Raw genomic sequence first — 17,607 nt, forward strand, 5'->3', positions numbered from 1 at the left:
TCTAAAATGTGCAAGTTTATGTATATTTTAGATTTTTTTAATTATCAAATACAAATAGAAAGCATAAAGAAGTCTCAAAAACGTAGGTATTTGAGACGAATGAATTTCAACCTAAAATATGCTGAAAATATCTTGAATAGTGTCTCAACACTCATCTTTAAATCAAAATCTCAATTCAAATTGTGTTATTGAGTTTTGAGAATCACTTAGAGTATAGAAACGTTAAAATGTGCGTGCTACCCTATTAAGAAATGGCCAAGAAAAATCAATAAAGGTAGAGTCTTGGCGTTCATTTAGAGAAGAAATGAATGTGTTAGGAATTCAGGATTCGGGTGTGTTTCAAATTCAGTTAGTGGAATATGGTAAAGAAAGAACGAAAAAGAGTTTTCCTAAAAATAGATGAACAATTAGACATGCCTATAATACGATCTACGTAAAAAGGCGAAGATCCTATCTCTTGTGTTGATAAAGCTGTAGAAATATAAAACAGAATATTCTATTTTATATTTCTAAAACTTCAAGTTATTTACATATTTAGGAAACAAAGTTATGTTTGTGATGATATACAATAAATGGAGGGAAGGGATCTTATTATGTTTAAAAAAGTAGCATTAGGGATTTCATCGTTAGCAATCACTGCATTTGTAGGTTTAGGAATGGCAACAGAGGCATCTGCTGGTCCTGCAGCACCATTGTCTTCCTTAAATGTTGTACAAGTAGAGTCTGAGCAAGGTGGGGTAGAGATAATCAATACTAATAGCTTTAGTACAACAAGAAACCATGGGGGAAGTTACCTATATATTTACACAAAAGAAATTGGATATGGACAAAATCCGATTGCAAAAATGAATGGTTCAGCAGTAAAGAGTATTGGATCAACTGTAATTGGCGGCAACCCAATTGTTGGTTGGTATTATAAGTGGGATGCATCTGGACATCAACAGGGGACATTTGAATATCAAAAAACCTCTATTAATTTCCCATTCAATACAATGCGCACTTCACTTTATATACAATAAATAACTAGGGGTAAATTATAGGAATAACTATTAAGGCACGAGTTCTAATGGGGTAGTTTATTCCTTGAATTGAATACTATTTCTATAATAATACTTTTCTATTGTTTTATGACTATGTTACCCATTTGTCAAAGTTTATAGTCATGATAGCTCTACAGATCTATATAAACATAGTTTTGGAGAATCGAAAGCTTTATTTTTAAAAAATACAGAATAAGAGGAGTTTTAGTATGAAAAAACAAAGTCTAGCTATAGCTACTATTCTATCATTAGGTTTAACTGTATTTGGTGGTACTACCTCTACATTTGCGATGACCGAGCCAAACGATAATGTGACATTTCAATTTACATCAAAATATATAGGAAATATACCGTCAAAGCCCAAGGACTGTAATAATGTAGACAAATATAAGCTGTGTACAAACAAAGAAGAAGCTGATGCTTGGGGAAAAAAACAATTTAGTAAGTGGAGTAAAGAAGAGAAATCTGCCATAAGAGATTATACAAAAAATGCAAGGCCGTATAATGAATTCTTAAGAACGCATGCGGGTAAATTAGATTCTGATCCTACAATGAAGAAAAAAATTGAATCCTTAGATAAAGCATTAAATAGAAAAGAGGCAAAAGTGAATGACAATATAAAAGTGTATCGAGGGGATGATGTATGGATTTTTGGAAAGGAGTATGATAATTCCATAATAAAAAATGGCAAGGTTGATAGGGAGAAATTCAAGGAAATACAAAAAAAATTCCAAGGAAAAACAATAACAGAATTTGGATATATAAGTACTTCTATACTTATTGATGCCGGATATGCCAAAACAAGACCAGTTATGACAGAATTTAAGGTAGGCTCTGGGAATCATGGTGCTTATATGAATTCAGATGACTTGACTGCGTATCCAGGGCAATACGAATTATTATTGCCAAGAAATACCGTCTATAAAATTGAAAAAATATATATAGCTATAGATAACAATACCCAAAAAGAACAAATAAAAGTGGAGGCTACAATTAAATAAATCTAATGAAGTTAAATTTTTAAAAATAAAGTGATTTAGAATAACTATATAGATCCGAATATGCAACGCATGTAAATAATCCAAATAAAAACCGTAAGGATTTCTAGTCTTTACGGTTTTTATCATTTTAGCTAAGAAGACTCCTTCCTCAAGGAGCGTGAAGGGTTACAGCCCAGTGAATAGGCTTCGAACAAGGGATGGTAGGAATCCATCTTAATTGTTCGACATATATAAAATGTTACTTTGCTATCTATCAAATATATTTTAGATAAGTTTAATTTGATATTCTTGAAGCCAGCTATTTACTTGAAGTAGATAATCAATTAAGCCTCTAGTCTCATTACCAGTAATGATTTCATCTGTACCTAGTGCAATTGAACGAACCTTTTCTACGTTAATAAGAGGTAGAATAGGAGAGGTATTATCGTTTAATACATCTAGCATCCATACACTAATTCCTTGTAAATAGGCGTTATCTTTTGTACTTGGATATGCACTTTTTTTACGATAACATACATCTGTGGGAAGAACAGTCTGGAAAGCTCGACGTAAAATTCCCTTTTCAATATTATCGATACTTTTTATTTCAAACGGTACATTCCAGAGATATTCAACCAGTCGATAGTCACAAAATGGAACACGTACTTCAAAACCTGTCATCATGCTACGATCTTTTCTCTCTAGCATAAAAGGTAGGAAGCGTGTAATAAACATATAAGACATTTGACGTTGTTTTGCTTGTAAATCATTTTCTCCTTCTAAAAAGGGTATTTCATGTACAGCTTCTTGAAAACGTTGTTTTTGATAGTCGATAGGATTTATTTTTGTTTTTAAGTCTTCTGATAAAATTTCTGTAATATAAAAATAGTTTACATTCCAAGGGAAAATATCCGCTTTTAAAAACTCTTCTTGATGGAACCAAGGATATCCAGAAAAAACTTCATCTGCTGATTCTCCTGAAAGGGCTACTGAAACATCTTTTTTCATTTCTTTAAAGAAAAGATACAAAGATGTTTCAAGTCCCCCAACACCTGGCAAGTCACGAGCCCTCATTGGAATTAATAAATTTTCAATGAGCTTTTCAGATCCTAATTCAAAAACATGCTATAACTTTTAATTTATTTAGATGGAGCGGAATACAAGCTATTTTGGAGAAACATGAAGCTGCACATGCTAATCATGCAAATAAAGGCGTATTAGAATTAAGTGTAAAAGTTATAAAAATGAAAGACTATGGTTTAATAGTATGAATGAATATAAAAAACGATTATATGAAACATATGTATCAAATAGTGAAGGGAATTTGAATGATTTTAGTGAAAATGTATCTTGAACAGAAGAAACTGTGTAGTAATGCTTATCAAAAAAACAGTGACTGTAATTAAAAAGGACAGTTTAATGAAATAAGACCGTTCCTAATTATAGGAACGGTTATAAACTTATCATGTGCTGGAGGTCAATCCGAATGGCATGGAATACCTTCTCTAAACAGTATGGACATGAAATTTAACGAATATACGTAATAATGGCAAACAATAATAGTGGAAGCTGTAACGAATTATTAGTTCGTGGTGCTGAAAGTGCAATCGATCAAATAAAATATGAAATGGCACAAGGGTTTGGTGTACAACCTGGTGCAGACGCAACAGCCCGTTCAAACGGATCTGTTGGTGGTGAAATCACAAAACGTCTAGTAGCAATGGCTGAACAACAACTTGGCGGTGGATTCACTCGTTAATTATATAGTTTATGGATTAGAAAGGGAGATTATATATATCTCCTTTTTTATTGGAAAATATATGAGTAGAGTATCTTTAGGAGATTTAAGTAAAACGTCAAACTCCTTTTGTAGATAGCACGAGCTAACCTAATAGTTAGGAATTCATCATTTTGGAACATACTTAATAATAAAAAGCAGTTAGCAAAAGCTAACTGCCATAAGAACATTACATCTATGAATTTAAGGAGTAAACATAGTATGCACGAAAGTTTCAAATTTATGTAACTAAAATTAAAATAGAGCAGTTAGTTGTAGCAACTGCTCTATTTAATACAACCTGGGTAAGAAGCAGGTTGTAATGTTTATTATAGATGAAATATTAGTTTTTATTCAGGAGTTGAATTATCTTAATTTATTACTACTGTGTCTTGGTCTACAACATCACTATCAAACGTGTTTGTTGGATAAACTCCATTAAAAGCATTCACGATGAACCCACATTGGAGGCACTCGGACCATAATACCTTTTTGTATTTTCGTTTGGAGAAACAGTATAAAAAATCCCCTATATTTATGAAAGTATATATTTTGAACAAGATGATTAGGTGTATTTTTTAGTAATTGCATTGAACTACTCACCACTTAACGTCCTAACGGACTGTTTGAAGTGGGAGATTCCTGCGAACACCGATGTATCCATCAGTTATCTTAGCAGGCTCTACCCGTAGTCCCTACGGTGAGAACATAAGTATCTTGTACGCTGACTCACCACACTATCTACTTTAGCTTGGTTTTCGCAATTTTGAGAAGCGTGGGGCGATAGAACGTTGAAGATTTTACGGTTGCAACGTTTTTCTGCAACCAACCTTATATCTTCAGTTTTCGAAGAGCAATCTGTACAAGTAAATGATAGCAAAAATGTTGGCTTATGCCAACCGACATTCATCTCCCACCTAAAATTGGTGTTTCACACCTTCATATTTTTGAGGAAGGAGTCTTCTGTCGGAAAACGATAAAAATAGCAGCTAGCAAAAGCTAACTACTCGGTAACCAATTTGTTCTAAAACAGGTTAGTTATATTTTGGACAAATTATTAAAAAATATACAACATAAAAGAGCAGTAATTAATGTTAACCGCTATAATGAACATCAAAACAAGGGAAGAATATTTATTTTGTAACTCTTAAATAAACTACTATTAAGTAATTACAATATTTAAAAATAAAAAATGACCTTTGTTAATTACAAAAATCATTTTTTATACCAATTTTATTTATTAATTGTTTATTACATTTAATAATATAAATAATTTTATTAAAATAAACGGGGCAAGGAAAATTAATCCAACTGTTGCACATGTTGAAGAGTAAATCCAAAGGGAGAAGTGTAGAAAAAAGAATGACAAACAAATTCTCAAGAATCATTATTACGTAGGGGGAAATCTGTAGATAAGATTATAACGTTAACTTGAAATTTTTTTCATCTTTAACGTATTATTCTCAAAATGATATAAATCCTCCAAATAAAAGGGGAAATCAAATATGAAATCATCGATAGATAGTATTCAAGAAAGTAAAAAATTAAAAAATCAACAAAAAGAAGAGAAAGCAACATGGAAATCAATGTCTATGTTTCTAGTTCCCTTGCTTTTAAGTAACATATTACAATCAGTTGGACAATTATTTGGTATGGTGGTAGTAGGGCGATGGCTTGGTGTGAAGGAATTAGCTGCCATTTCAGCATTTTTCCCATTATTCTTCTTACTGGTTTCGTTTGTAATTGGAATTGGATCAGGTAGTTCGATTTTAATTGGTCAGGCATTTGGTGCCCGTAATGAAGAGCGTTTAAAAGCCATTGTTGGTACGACGTTGACATTTACCTTTATAATAGGAGTTATTTTGGCAATAGTGGGAAATGGATTTGCTCTGAATATTATGCGTCTTATGGGTACGCCAGAAAATATAATTGATATGAGTGTGCATTATGCACGTATTTTATTTATTTCTATGCCAGTTTTATTTCTATATTTCTCCTATACAACGTTTATTAGAGGGACAGGAGATTCTAAGACACCGTTTTATTTCTTAATTGTTAGTACAGTCTTAAATATAATTCTTTTACCTATCCTAATTTTTGGTTGGCTAGGAATACCCAAACTTGGTGTGTACGGGGCTGCGTATGCTTCTGTTATCTCAACCATTCTAACATTTATTGTTATGCTTATTTATTTAAAGAAGAAGAATCATCCACTGCAATTAGATGAGACCGTACGAAAATATCTTCGTATGGATTGGGAGTTGTTAAAACTATTATTACGCCTTGGAATTCCAGCGAGCATTAATATGATTCTTGTTTCATTATCTGAGATTGCGGTAATCGCATTTGTGAATCGTTTCGGTTCTGATGCGACCGCTGCATATGGAGTTGTAAACCAGGTTGCAAGTTATGTTCAGATGCCTGCAGTCAGTCTCGGAATAACAGTATCCATTTTCGCTGCGCAATCCATTGGTGCAAAGCAATTTAATCGATTACAGGAAGTTATTCGTGCTGGAATCGTTATGAACTATATAATTGGTGGTATATTAATTGCTTTTATTTACTTGTTTTCAAGAGAAATCTTATCGTTATTCTTAACGAACCCGAATACAATCGAAATTGCACATAGTTTGGTGATGATTACACTTTGGAGTTACTTAATTTTCGGCCATGCTCAAATTATTAGTGCGACAATGCGAGCGAGTGGAACAGTATTATGGCCCACTATTATCGGTGTCGTATCAATATGGCTTGTAGAAGTCCCAGTTGCTTATTACCTTTCTTATCATACAAATCTTGGCATAAAAGGAATATGGATTGGATATCCAGCTGCATTTATTGTAAGTTTACTTTTGCAATATGGATATTATAAATTTTCATGGAAAAAGAAACGAATTTCACGACTTGTTAGTTAGGATAGAAGGTGAAAAAGATATTCTCTTATAAGTTGTCAATTTTAGGGGGATGGCTACGACATCATCAAGCTAATAAAACCAAGTTACTCTCAAACGGGGTATCTTGGTTTTATATTGTAAATTCAATATCACTCTTTCATAAATTTAGTTAATAACCAGAGTCTTCTGAAGTAAGATTATCTATCATTTTATAATCATATTTTTGTAATGGTTTTTCAGCAGGTCCTTCAAGTACTTCCCCTGTATAAGAGAATCGTGAACCGTGGCACGGACAATCCCAAGAACGTTCTCCATTGTTCCATTCAACTTCACATCCAATGTGAGTACAAGTTGTATCTACAATATGAAGTTTACCTTCGGTATCTTTATAAGCTCCTTTTCTATGGCCATCAATATCAATGACGGCTCCTTCATCGTTAGATAAATCATGAATACATTTTTGAGGAATCTCTAACTTTCCTTTAATTAAGTGACCAACAACATTGGCATTTTCGACTAAGAAATTCTTTAAACTAGGATTCATGTGGAAACGAGAGGGAGTATATAATTCCTGATATTTGCTTTTTTCCTTTAATATGATGTTACGGAATAAAAGAGCAGCTGCAGTCCCATTAGTCATACCCCATTTTCTGTATCCAGTAGCAATTAATATATTTCTCTGATCGGAGGTGATTTCTCCGATATAAGGAATTTTGTCTAGTGTAATTAAATCTTGTGCTGACCAACGGTATGAAATATTTTCAAGCCCAAAAACTTGTTGTCCGAATATTTCCAAGGCTTCATAATGTTTTAGTGTTTCTCCGCCTTGTCCCGTTTTATGACTTTCTCCAGAGATAAGAATAAATTTTTCTCCATTAATTGTTGTAGAACGGAGGGAACGGGTTGGTTCATCTACACTAATATACATACCACCTGGATAATCTGTTTTTGTCTTAGCGGCAATTATATAGGATCGGTCTGCATGCATTCTTGTAGAGTAAAGTCCTGCGCCTTCATAAAAAGGGAAATGAGAACAAGAGAGAATATACTTGCCTGTAATTTGAGCTCCTCCACGGGTAAGAACTACAGGTTGTTCGCCTGTTTTTATATTTACTGCTGTGGTATTTTCAAAGATGTATCCACCTTTTTCTGTAATTATATTTGAAAGATGAGCTAAATACTTGAGAGGATGGAATTGTGCTTGATTTCTCATAACAAGTGCATTATGTATTTTTAAGTTAATAGGAAGTTTGTTTACAAGCTCACCTTCAATACGAAGCTCTTTATAAGCTTCTGCTTCTGTTTCTAACTTAAATGCATATTCTTCTGTTGTGGAATACAGATAAGCATCTTGTTCAGTAAAATCGCAATCAATGTGATGTTTATTAATTGTAGCTTGAATGAATTTTAAAGCATCGATGTTTGCTTCATAATACAATCTTGCGGTAGTTTTTCCGGTATATCTGATAAGCTCGTCATAAATCATGTCATGTTGAGCCGTAATTTTAGCTGTCGTATGCCCAGTCGTTCCATTTAATAACTTGTCTGCCTCTATAACAGCGACTTTTAGACCTTCATTTACTAAAAGATAGGCAGAAGTAATGCCAGTAATTCCTCCTCCTACAATAATAACATCGACCTGCATGTCACTCTCTAAGGAAGGGTATTCTGGTAAATGAATACTGCTCGTCCAATAAGATTCGGCGTTATGGGGTAATATTCCACTGTAATTCTCATTATTCGTCACTATAAATCCTCCATCCAATGTTTTATAGTTTTATTATTTCCACTTATTGGAGAGGTAAACTTCGAGCTTAGAAAACAGCAAATTGTGGCTGTATGGTATGTTCAATTTAGACGTGATTTTATTTAAACAGTGTTTTTGCTTTTAAATAAAATTTATTCAAATTGATACTAATAACTTTGATAAATAATCATAGAAAAGAGTGTATTTTGACAAAAAGGTTAATCAAAATACGCTCTTAATATTTTCAGTTAGTTGATTCTTTTATAAAAAATTTAATCATTTCCTATCTACATTGCTATACTATTGGACTCTTTTCTTTAATAAGTCTAATAGTCAACTTGAGGAATTCAAATGCTCATAAAGAATACTTAGCTAACTGTTCACCCCAAGATGATAATTCAGTTTCAATAAATCCTGCTTGTTTATATACAAATTTAGCTGTAAGGTTTTCAGGAGCATATCCGATCATTATTATAGAATTTCTTACGTTATTATTTCTTCTTATTTCATCAATAACCAGATATATAGCTTGTTTTCCTATACCTTTCCCTTGAAATTCTTCATCAATCATAAGTCTATAAATCCAATAATTTTTATCATCAGGATCTATCCCAAACATAGTAAATCCAATCATTTTCTCATCAAAATAAATACCTTTTGCATAGAAATTATCTAGAAATTGAACTTCTGCGATAGAGTAAAGGTTGGATGCAATAAATGTTTGTTGTTCTTTTTTAACAGATAATCTAATTGCTTCTTCCCAATTACTTTTGTCAATTGGCTTTAAATAAATTTTTTTCAATCTGATACTCTCCTTCTAATATGAAAGGGGAACCACGTAGTTTATGGGCTATTGGAACGTTATCCCCTTATTTTTTCGCCCAATCAAATAGAAATAATTTCTCATCGACAACGCCTCCTTAAAGGTATAGTTAAAAACACGTTATTATACTCAATATAATTATATTCTTTTCTCTATATTTTTTTAAAGACCTTATTATCCATATCAAATTTCACTGTTAACTTAATAACGGTTATTCAATTAAATGGCTCTGTAACGGAATAGTTTATTATCATTCAACAATTCCTTAATTGCTCTTTCACTACCAGAAGATGTTCTTTTCATTATAAATATGCTCTTTATATCATCAAAAAGGGGGAAAGGTGCAATCATAATTCTAAATAACTGTTAATATAACGATATTTGATAGATTTTGACACATTTTAAATGTTTAAGGTTTCTTCAAAAGGTGCTCTTTTTTAACTTTTAAACCTTATCTCAAGCTTAAAATTGTTTTGAATTATACAAAATGTATCGCTTAATAGCGACATGTTTTTATATTAGTTAATTGCGTTTGATATACTGCTTTGGCTCAGTGCAACGGATAATGGGCTCAATTAAAGGGTATTATCAAAGAGAATACTATAAAACAATTTAAGAAATAGATAAGGGGTGAACAAGTGGTGGAAAACATGATAAATGAGGATAACTTTGGTTTACAAAGGCAACCTTCTCAAAAGACGGTTGGTCAATATTTATTCGATTGTTTAAAATTGGAGGGCATTACCGAGATTTTTGGTATTGCAGGGGACTATAATTTTACACTTCTTGATACTTTAGAGTGTTATAAAGGTATCTGCTTTATAGAAGGGCGTAACGAACTAAACGCTGGCTATTCTGCAGATGGTTATGCAAGAATTAAAGGGATGGCCGCTCTTATTACAACTTTTGGAGTCGGAGAACTCAGCGCTTGTAATCCTATAGCCGGAGCTAATAGTGAGCATGTACCAATTATTCATATAGTGGGTGCGCCTCCCGAAAATGATCAAAAAGAGCATAAGCTGATGCATCACACTTTAATGGATGGGAATTTTGATGTTTTTCGCAACATGTATGAGCAAATTACTGCATACAGCACGGTGCTTACGCCTGAAAACGCTAAAATTGAAATTCCAGCCGCAATTCAAATTGCTAAAGAAAAGAAAAAGCCTGTATATCTTGTTGTGGCCGATGATTTAGTGACCAAACCGATTAAAAATCGTGTAGAGCCAACATCCCAACGCCCAACATCTAATTTGAAAACTCTTCATGCTGCGGTCAATCATGTCCATAAGCTACTAGATCGTGCACATCGACCAGTTATACTGGTGGATGTGAAAACCATGCGTTTCGGCCTTCAAGCGGCAGTTCAACAACTGGTAGACACCATGAATGTTCCTGTTGCAACGATGATGTACGGAAAGGGAGGATTCGACGAAACACATCCAAATTATGTGGGAATGTACTTAGGATCTTTTGGAGATTCTGAAGTTCAAAGTAAGGTAGAAAATGCAGATTGTATCATCGCAATTGGTATGGTATTGGCGGATACTAATACCGCGAGTTTTACCGCAAAACTAAACCAGCTGATAACCGTCAATATTCAACCGGATATGGTTAAAATTGCTGAGGCAGAGTATCCGAATGTTCTTGCAGCTGACATGTTACTTGCAATACAGAATGTGGGTTATAAGGGGCAAGGCTTGGTAGAAAAAATGCCATTCCCTTACGACCAATTAAATACTAACACCGATGCCCCTCTAATAGCGGCCAACTATTATCCACGTTTTCAGCAGATGCTGAAAGAAGAAGACATTGTAGTTGTCGAGACTGGTACATTCTATAACGGAATGGCAGAGGTGAGACTACCGAGCGATGTAATATATATTGGGCAAGGCGGTTGGCAGTCCATCGGTTACGCAATCCCTTCGGCGTTCGGTGCTATTATGGCTGTGCCTGAACGCCGAGTGTTGCTGTTTACAGGGGATGGAGCCTTACAACTGACAGCCCAAGAAATCAGCACCATGCTTTATTATGGATGCAAGCCTATAATTTTTGTCTTAAACAATGATGGTTATACGATTGAAAAATATTTGAATGTAAAAACAAAAAATCAAAAGTACAACAAAATTCCTCAATGGTCTTATACTAAGCTAGCGGAAGTTCTTGGAGGCGATGCGTTTACAGCTACAGTCCGTACCTACGGAGAGCTTGATCAGGCAATAAACCAAGCTGAAATAGAAAGTACTAAAAAACTCTGTATTATTGAAATGATTGTAAAAGATTCAATGGATGCACCTAGATATATGAAAAAGATGCGCAATTATATGGAGAAGCAGGAAATGCAGCGTACTCAGCAATAGTATTGAAGGGATCAGGAAGATAAGTCTAATTTTTTTAGAGGAATTCTGAAAAATTCACAGAAAAATTGTTAGGTGTATTTTAAGATATAAAGTTGATGAATGTTCGATATATTAGGAAGAAGCGTGTTTTGAAGAAGATAATCATAACACGCTTTTTTTATATTCAATTGTCATCCCTTATTTGATACTAATAGCACAGTCCAAATCATATTCTTATAATAGAAAGGGGTGTAAAGTTAATTGATAAAAGTAAAAGTTCGTTTACAACCCATTGTAAGTAAGATAAATCTACCCACTGTTTTAAGAACAACTATACTTCCAGGTGAATCAATTGAAAGATTATTTATTGCAACCCAAATAGGAGAAATCTTTTACATAGGAGACGGAGAAATAAGAACTTTTTTAGATATTCGTTCTCGAATCATAAAATTAGGGAAGTCTGAACAAGGTGGATATGATGAAAGAGGGTTGCTAGGAGTAGCGTTTCATCCACAATTTTATTATAACGGTTTGTTTTATCTTCATTATTCATTAGCTGGAACACAAGGACCGGGAGCTCTTGCTGAACCTTTTAAGCCTAATCCATGTGACCCAAAAACGTTAAATTTAAGATGGATAAACAGGGAAACTCAATATGATCATATTGATACCGTAGAAGAATGGATTTTACAACCGAATGGTCAACCTCAAAAAAGACGTACATTACTTAATATAAGAAGACCATTTCTTAATCATAATGGGGTTAATAGCCTAAGTTTTTCACCTGAAACTGGGGCACTTGTTTTAACAACTGGAGATGGTGGATCAGGCTATGATCCATTTAATTTAAGTCAGGATGATATGGAGATAGCCGGTAAAATAATTGAAATTGATGTAGCTAAGAATACACTTATCAATAATCCCCCTATAGTCACACGTTTTGATGAACTTCCCGCATCTATTCAGGAAACTCTTACGGTAATTGCTAAAGGCGTTCGTAATATCACAGGTATTTCATTTCAAAGGTTTTATAATCATTATATTAAATATGTGGGAAATGTTGGGCAAGATTTGGTGGAATCAATTTTTTCATTTGTTCATTATAGACCTATACCGGTCACTCAACTTGTTCAAGCTTCTTTAATGATGAGATCTACTTCTGATCAAGACGGATTTATTAACTTTGGTTGGCGTGGATGGGAAGGGAATTTTCCTACTTCTTTTATAAGACGATGTTCTTCAACTCCCACTTTAGATGAAAAAATAATAGCTTATTATAATGAAACAGTTAAAACGTCAATGAAGCGGCTTCAACCATTCATTAGCTATTTTCATAAAGGTTCAGGACCTGATAAGTTTGATGGAACTGCACTTACAGGTGTCCAACCATATATGGGGAATGGAATCCCGAATTTAACAGAAAGTATTGTGTTTATCGATCTTGCTCGGAAGGAAGAATCTAACTCCCCAGTTAGAGGGGGGTTAGTCTATACTCGTCCTAGTATAGATGGTAAATTAAATGATTTTAGTGTTATTGAAACCGATTATAATTTTGGATCTCAATCAGCTTATTATGTTAACTTGGGAACAAACCTGAATCAAACTAGATTATATTTAGGGGTTTATGAATCTACAAATGTGACTGATTTGAACAAAGGTACTATTTTTGAAATTGTTCTATAAGACATTACCATAAAAATTCAAATGGTAGGGCGTGTTATATCTTTATGAAAATAAAGAGAAGGCATTTGAAAATAAATATAATTGCGAATTTAGAAAAAGAGAGTTCAGCAATATCTTGCAAAATTTATGTTCATGAATTTATAGTAATACCAATTGAAATAGCTGCTATTTTAAAATATTTTCAGAGGAGCAATCATTCTTACAATTTTATTATAAAGGCAATATCGCATAAAATACGTGGGAATGAATAGTATAGAAAATGACTGTTTGGATATTTTTGGGTGGTGATTTTAATCAAATGGTTTGTTCGTTATTGGTATCAATCAATGAGAGAGAGAGATGGAGACCATATTCACTTGAAAAAGCTCCCTTTTGCAGCCAACTTGATTATTACAGCCTTGCTGAGTGCACTTGCCGCCATGCTTCAATCAGCAGGAGGCTTTATGCCAGGTATAGGCTACTTAATTAGTTTTTTAGCGACATTACCAATTTTTTTAGTTACGTCCCTTTCTATTCGTCAAGGAATCCTTTCTTATATCCTTACAATTCTCCTTTTATTTATCATTCAGCCGAGTGAATTAATTATTTTTCCATTTACAACAGGTTTATTAGGTATAGCTATAGGTGTGTCTTTTTTTCAATTGAATAAGAGAATTTGGGTTGTTTCTTTTTCATCAATATGTCTACTGGCGGGGATCATGGTGATACTGTATGTATTCCGTTTCCCAGTACTGGGCCCTACTGTTAATACAATTATAGATGCAAAGGTTATTGCAATAATATTTATATTAAGTTTTTTTTACTCCTGGCTATTCGTTGAACTTTGTAGAATATTTTTTAATAGATTGTACCGTTTTTTATAAATGTTGAATAAATTCTATTGAACGAATAAGTGTTGTAATATTAGAGGTTTTAAAAGGAGGCGCAAGATGAAGCTAGCTTTTAGTACAAATGCATTTACAACATACACATTACCCGAAGCTATTTCAGAGATTGGAAAGTTGGGGTATAAAGGGGTTGAAATTTTAGCGGATGTTCCTCATGCTTTCCCACCTGCACATACTGCTGCTTGGGTAACTGATGTACAACAAAAACTAGAAAAATATGGCCTCGAGGTCTCAAATATAAACGGAAATACAGCAGCTGGATTTTTTCCATATTCTACTGGAGAACCTACATTTGAGCCTTCATTATGTAATGCAAGAGAAGAGGTGAGGAATCAGAGAATTAAATATACAAAACAATTAATAGATTTAGCTGTAATAGTTAATGCCAAAAACATCAGTATTACAAGTGGAAAGTGTCTTTCAGGGAACCCACCAGATCAAGCAATTAATCATCTTATAAATTCACTAATAGAGATTATGGACTATGCTGAACGACGTGAAATCAACGTAGGGATTGAGTACGAACCTGGCCTTTTAATAGAAAATGGAAAAGAATTGAATGAATTAATTCAAATAGTGGGATCAAATAGGCTGGGCGCAAATCTTGATCTCGGGCATGCAGATGTAATAAGAGAGGATATTCCCACTTTATTATCAAGTTTAAAGTCTAGGATATGGAACATCCACCTAGAGGATATAGCAGATCATAAACACTATCATCTTATACCTGGTCATGGGAATATTGATTTTAATCAATTATTTAATTATGTAAAGCAAATTAAATATAAGGGATTTATTACAGTAGAATTATATACCTATTGCAATGATCCAGTACTGGCAGCAAAGGAATCTATAGAATTCCTTACACCATATTTTAAGAATAGCCTTTTATGAGGGGAGATAATTTATGAAATATTTTGATCCGCACATTCATTGTTATTCTCGTACAACCGATGATTATGAAAATATGAGTCTGGCTGGTGTACGCGCTGTTGTAGAACCCGCATTTTGGCTTGGAAGCGAACGCCGTTATCCTGAAACCTATTTTGATTACTTCCAACATTTGCTTACCTTTGAACCTGAGCGTGCTAAGCAATATGGAATCACTCATTATTGTTGTTTAGCTATGAATCCAAAAGAAGCAAATAACATTGATATTGCCTATCAAGTAATTGATGGATTGTCCGAGTATTTGCAACATGAGCGGTGTCTTGCAATTGGGGAGATTGGATTTGATAGGATTACTCCTGAGGAAGAAGATGTGATGCGGAGACAACTGAAATTGGCTAAAGACCTCGATATGTTAGTTATGGTGCATACTCCCCATCAAAATAAGCGGGAGGGAACAAGAAGAACAATAGAAATCCTAAGGGAAGAAGGGCTTGAACCTGATAGGGTATTAATAGATCATAATAATTCAGATACTATTGATCTTTCCGTTGAATATGGAGGCTGGAGCGGAATGACAATTTATCCGACGAAAGTTTCAACTGATGAAGCAATTGAAATAATTGAACATTACGGCATAAATAAAATTATGGTTAACACTGCAGCAGATTGGGGACCATCTAATCCTCTTAATGTTGTAAAAACTGCGCTTGAGATGCGAAAGAAAGGGCATGCGGAAAATATCATTCAAGAACTAGTTTGGAATAATCCAGTTCGTTTTTATGAGCAATCTGGAAAATTAAAACTAGATTCATAAGGGGTGAAAAGATTATGAAACTTGCATATAGCAGTAATGGATTTAAAAGATATGACCTGTTAAAAACAATAGATATATTATCCGAAATCGGATATGAAGGCATAGAAATCTTATTAGATATCCCGCATGCTTTTCCACCTGAAGTAACGAATGAGAAAATACTCATGATAAAAGACAAGTTGAAGCAAAGGAACATGATTATATCAAATTTGAATGCATTCATGCTGTATGGAATAAAAGATAATTGGCACCCGTCTTTTGTAGAGATAGATGAAACAGAAAGAAGACAACGTATAGAACATACCCATAACTGTATTGATTTAGCTCAAAAACTCGGTGCAAAGACACTATCTACCGAACCAGGGGGGCCACTCATCAATGTAGGGAGGGAATGGGCAAATAAAGTTTTTATTTCTGCAATGGAAGAATTGGCTGATCATGCCGAAAAGTCTGGCGTAACAATCCTTGTTGAACCTGAGCCTGATTTATTAATTGAAACATCAGATCAATTTATAGAATTTAAGAAGGCTGTTCCTTCGCAGGCAATTGCATTAAATTTTGATATAGGACATTTCTTTTGTGTTGGAGAAGATCCCGCTGCATTGGTTTATAAATTGCTACCATATACACAACATTATCATCTGGAGGATATTGCAGCAAATCGTGTACATGAGCATCTAATTCCTGGTCACGGTGCTATTCCTATCCTGGAAGTTTTACAATCTATAAAGAAAACGGGTTATGACGGTTTTATTACCATTGAATTATATCCTTATGAAAATCATGCAATATCGGCTGCCAAAGAATCTTATGACTATGTGCAAAGTATCCTTAACAGCCTATGAGAAGAATTCGTACTTATTTTGAACTGATAAGATTTCCAAATACCTTTACAGCGATGGCAGATATATTGGCAGGCACCTGGATTGCAGGAATAGTTTTGAATCAAAGTTATTTCAGTCAGGTTATTCTTCTTCTGTTAGCAAGCGCATGTATATATGCGTCAGGGATTATTTTAAATGATTTTTTTGATTTTGAAATAGATAAAAGTGAGCGCCCTGAGAGACCTTTACCATCTGGTCGTATATCAATTCATTCTGCTTTATGTTTTAGTTTTGTGCTTCTTACTGTAGGTATCATATCTGTATGTTTTGTTTCAGGTATCAGCTTTTTAATTGCTTGTATCCTCATTATGTTGGTATTTGTATATAATCGCTATTCAAAGCATTATGACATTTTAGGACCATTAACGATGGGGCTTTGTAGAGGAGTTAACTTGTTACTAGGATTAAGTATTGTACCAGATAAATTAGTAGAATTTTGGTGGTTAGCGGGATTAGGGTTTATATATATTTTCACTGTTACTGTAATGTCTAAAGGTGAGGTTGGATCCGGCCTTTATCCTATACGAGTAAGAATTATGGCAGGAGCGGTCTTAACATGTGCTATTGCTATTTTGCTTTTGCATTTCTATGGTGTATGGGGAACAACTGTTATTACGGTAATAGTTTTTTTATTATGGACTTTTTCAGGGATTTTACCAGCATTAGCAAATCCAATATCATCTAATATTAAAAAAGCAGTAGGAACATGTATAATTGGTCTTCCATTATTGGATGGAGCAATTGCTGCTTCATTTGGAGGATGGCCAGCTTTCTTTTCTGTATCTTCTTTCCTAATCATAAGCTATATCATGTCTCATATCTTTCCCGTTACATAGATGAAAGGATGA

The 17,607-nt window shown here is 33.9% G+C and carries 14 protein-coding genes and 1 pseudogene; 11 read left to right on the plus strand and 4 right to left on the minus strand.

Going from position 1 to position 17,607, the window contains the following annotated elements; all coding sequences use genetic code 11:
* Positions 1-593 precede the first annotated feature (593 nt).
* Both DN407_RS28230 and DN407_RS28235 read left to right on the plus strand, forming a co-directional pair.
* Positions 594-1,019, plus strand: a complete 426-nt coding sequence (locus tag DN407_RS28230; protein ID WP_149216900.1) for a DUF4879 domain-containing protein — start codon at positions 594-596, stop codon at positions 1,017-1,019.
* A gap of 230 nt (positions 1,020-1,249) precedes the next feature.
* Positions 1,250-2,041: an ADP-ribosyltransferase gene (locus tag DN407_RS28235; protein ID WP_149216901.1), complete on the plus strand. Its 792-nt coding sequence runs from the start codon at positions 1,250-1,252 to the stop codon at positions 2,039-2,041.
* A 264-nt stretch (positions 2,042-2,305) separates the two neighbouring features.
* On the opposite strand, the pseudogene DN407_RS28240 reads toward DN407_RS28235, so the two are convergent.
* Positions 2,306-3,145: pseudogene (locus tag DN407_RS28240) on the minus strand (asparagine synthase-related protein); the annotation flags it as partial.
* 421 nt (positions 3,146-3,566) lie between these two features.
* On the opposite strand from DN407_RS28240, the gene DN407_RS28245 reads away from it, so the two are divergent.
* Complete coding sequence (locus tag DN407_RS28245) at positions 3,567-3,779, plus strand: alpha/beta-type small acid-soluble spore protein (protein ID WP_149216902.1); 213 nt, start codon at positions 3,567-3,569, stop codon at positions 3,777-3,779.
* Between the two features lie 389 nt (positions 3,780-4,168).
* Here DN407_RS28245 and DN407_RS28250 read toward each other — a convergent pair whose 3' ends face one another.
* A complete protein-coding gene (locus tag DN407_RS28250; RefSeq protein ID WP_179955843.1) occupies positions 4,169-4,357 on the minus strand; it encodes a spore germination protein in 189 nt (62 codons plus the stop codon).
* A 1,026-nt stretch (positions 4,358-5,383) separates the two neighbouring features.
* Here DN407_RS28250 and DN407_RS28260 point away from each other — a divergent pair.
* A complete protein-coding gene (locus DN407_RS28260; RefSeq protein ID WP_425591731.1) occupies positions 5,384-6,712 on the plus strand; it encodes an MATE family efflux transporter in 1,329 nt (442 codons plus the stop codon).
* Between the two features lie 148 nt (positions 6,713-6,860).
* Here the strand turns inward: DN407_RS28260 and DN407_RS28265 are convergent, their stop codons facing one another.
* Together DN407_RS28265 and DN407_RS28270 are read right to left on the minus strand one after the other, a co-directional pair.
* Entirely contained in the window at positions 6,861-8,438 is a 1,578-nt protein-coding gene (locus DN407_RS28265) for an FAD-dependent oxidoreductase (RefSeq protein ID WP_149216905.1), read from the minus strand.
* Positions 8,439-8,793: 355 nt separating this feature from the next.
* A complete protein-coding gene (locus tag DN407_RS28270; RefSeq protein ID WP_149216906.1) occupies positions 8,794-9,240 on the minus strand; it encodes a GNAT family N-acetyltransferase in 447 nt (148 codons plus the stop codon).
* Between the two features lie 662 nt (positions 9,241-9,902).
* Between DN407_RS28270 and DN407_RS28275 the strand changes: the two genes are divergently transcribed.
* The 7 genes from DN407_RS28275 (at position 9,903) to eboC (ending at position 17,595) form a co-directional block, all read left to right on the plus strand.
* Positions 9,903-11,621, plus strand: coding sequence for an alpha-keto acid decarboxylase family protein (locus DN407_RS28275; RefSeq protein ID WP_149216907.1), 1,719 nt, complete (start codon positions 9,903-9,905; stop codon positions 11,619-11,621).
* A 240-nt stretch (positions 11,622-11,861) separates the two neighbouring features.
* Positions 11,862-13,283 (plus strand): PQQ-dependent sugar dehydrogenase, encoded by a 1,422-nt coding sequence (locus DN407_RS28280; RefSeq protein ID WP_149216908.1) that lies wholly within the window; start codon positions 11,862-11,864, stop codon positions 13,281-13,283.
* 326 nt (positions 13,284-13,609) lie between these two features.
* Positions 13,610-14,146, plus strand: coding sequence for a hypothetical protein (locus DN407_RS28285; protein ID WP_149217100.1), 537 nt, complete (start codon positions 13,610-13,612; stop codon positions 14,144-14,146).
* Positions 14,147-14,212: 66 nt separating this feature from the next.
* The gene (locus DN407_RS28290) at positions 14,213-15,064 is read left to right on the plus strand and encodes a sugar phosphate isomerase/epimerase family protein (RefSeq protein ID WP_149214957.1); all 852 of its coding nucleotides are present in this window, start codon (positions 14,213-14,215) and stop codon (positions 15,062-15,064) included.
* A 13-nt stretch (positions 15,065-15,077) separates the two neighbouring features.
* Positions 15,078-15,875 (plus strand): TatD family hydrolase, encoded by a 798-nt coding sequence (locus DN407_RS28295; protein ID WP_149216909.1) that lies wholly within the window; start codon positions 15,078-15,080, stop codon positions 15,873-15,875.
* A 14-nt stretch (positions 15,876-15,889) separates the two neighbouring features.
* Positions 15,890-16,720: a sugar phosphate isomerase/epimerase family protein gene (locus tag DN407_RS28300; RefSeq protein WP_149214956.1), complete on the plus strand. Its 831-nt coding sequence runs from the start codon at positions 15,890-15,892 to the stop codon at positions 16,718-16,720.
* Between the two features lie 53 nt (positions 16,721-16,773).
* A complete protein-coding gene (gene eboC, locus DN407_RS28305) occupies positions 16,774-17,595 on the plus strand; it encodes a UbiA-like protein EboC (protein WP_255446548.1) in 822 nt (273 codons plus the stop codon).
* The last annotated feature ends 12 nt before the right edge of the window (positions 17,596-17,607 follow it).

The organism is Bacillus sp. JAS24-2 (assembly GCF_008274905.1).
Lineage (GTDB): Bacteria > Bacillota > Bacilli > Bacillales > Bacillaceae_G > Bacillus_A > Bacillus_A cereus.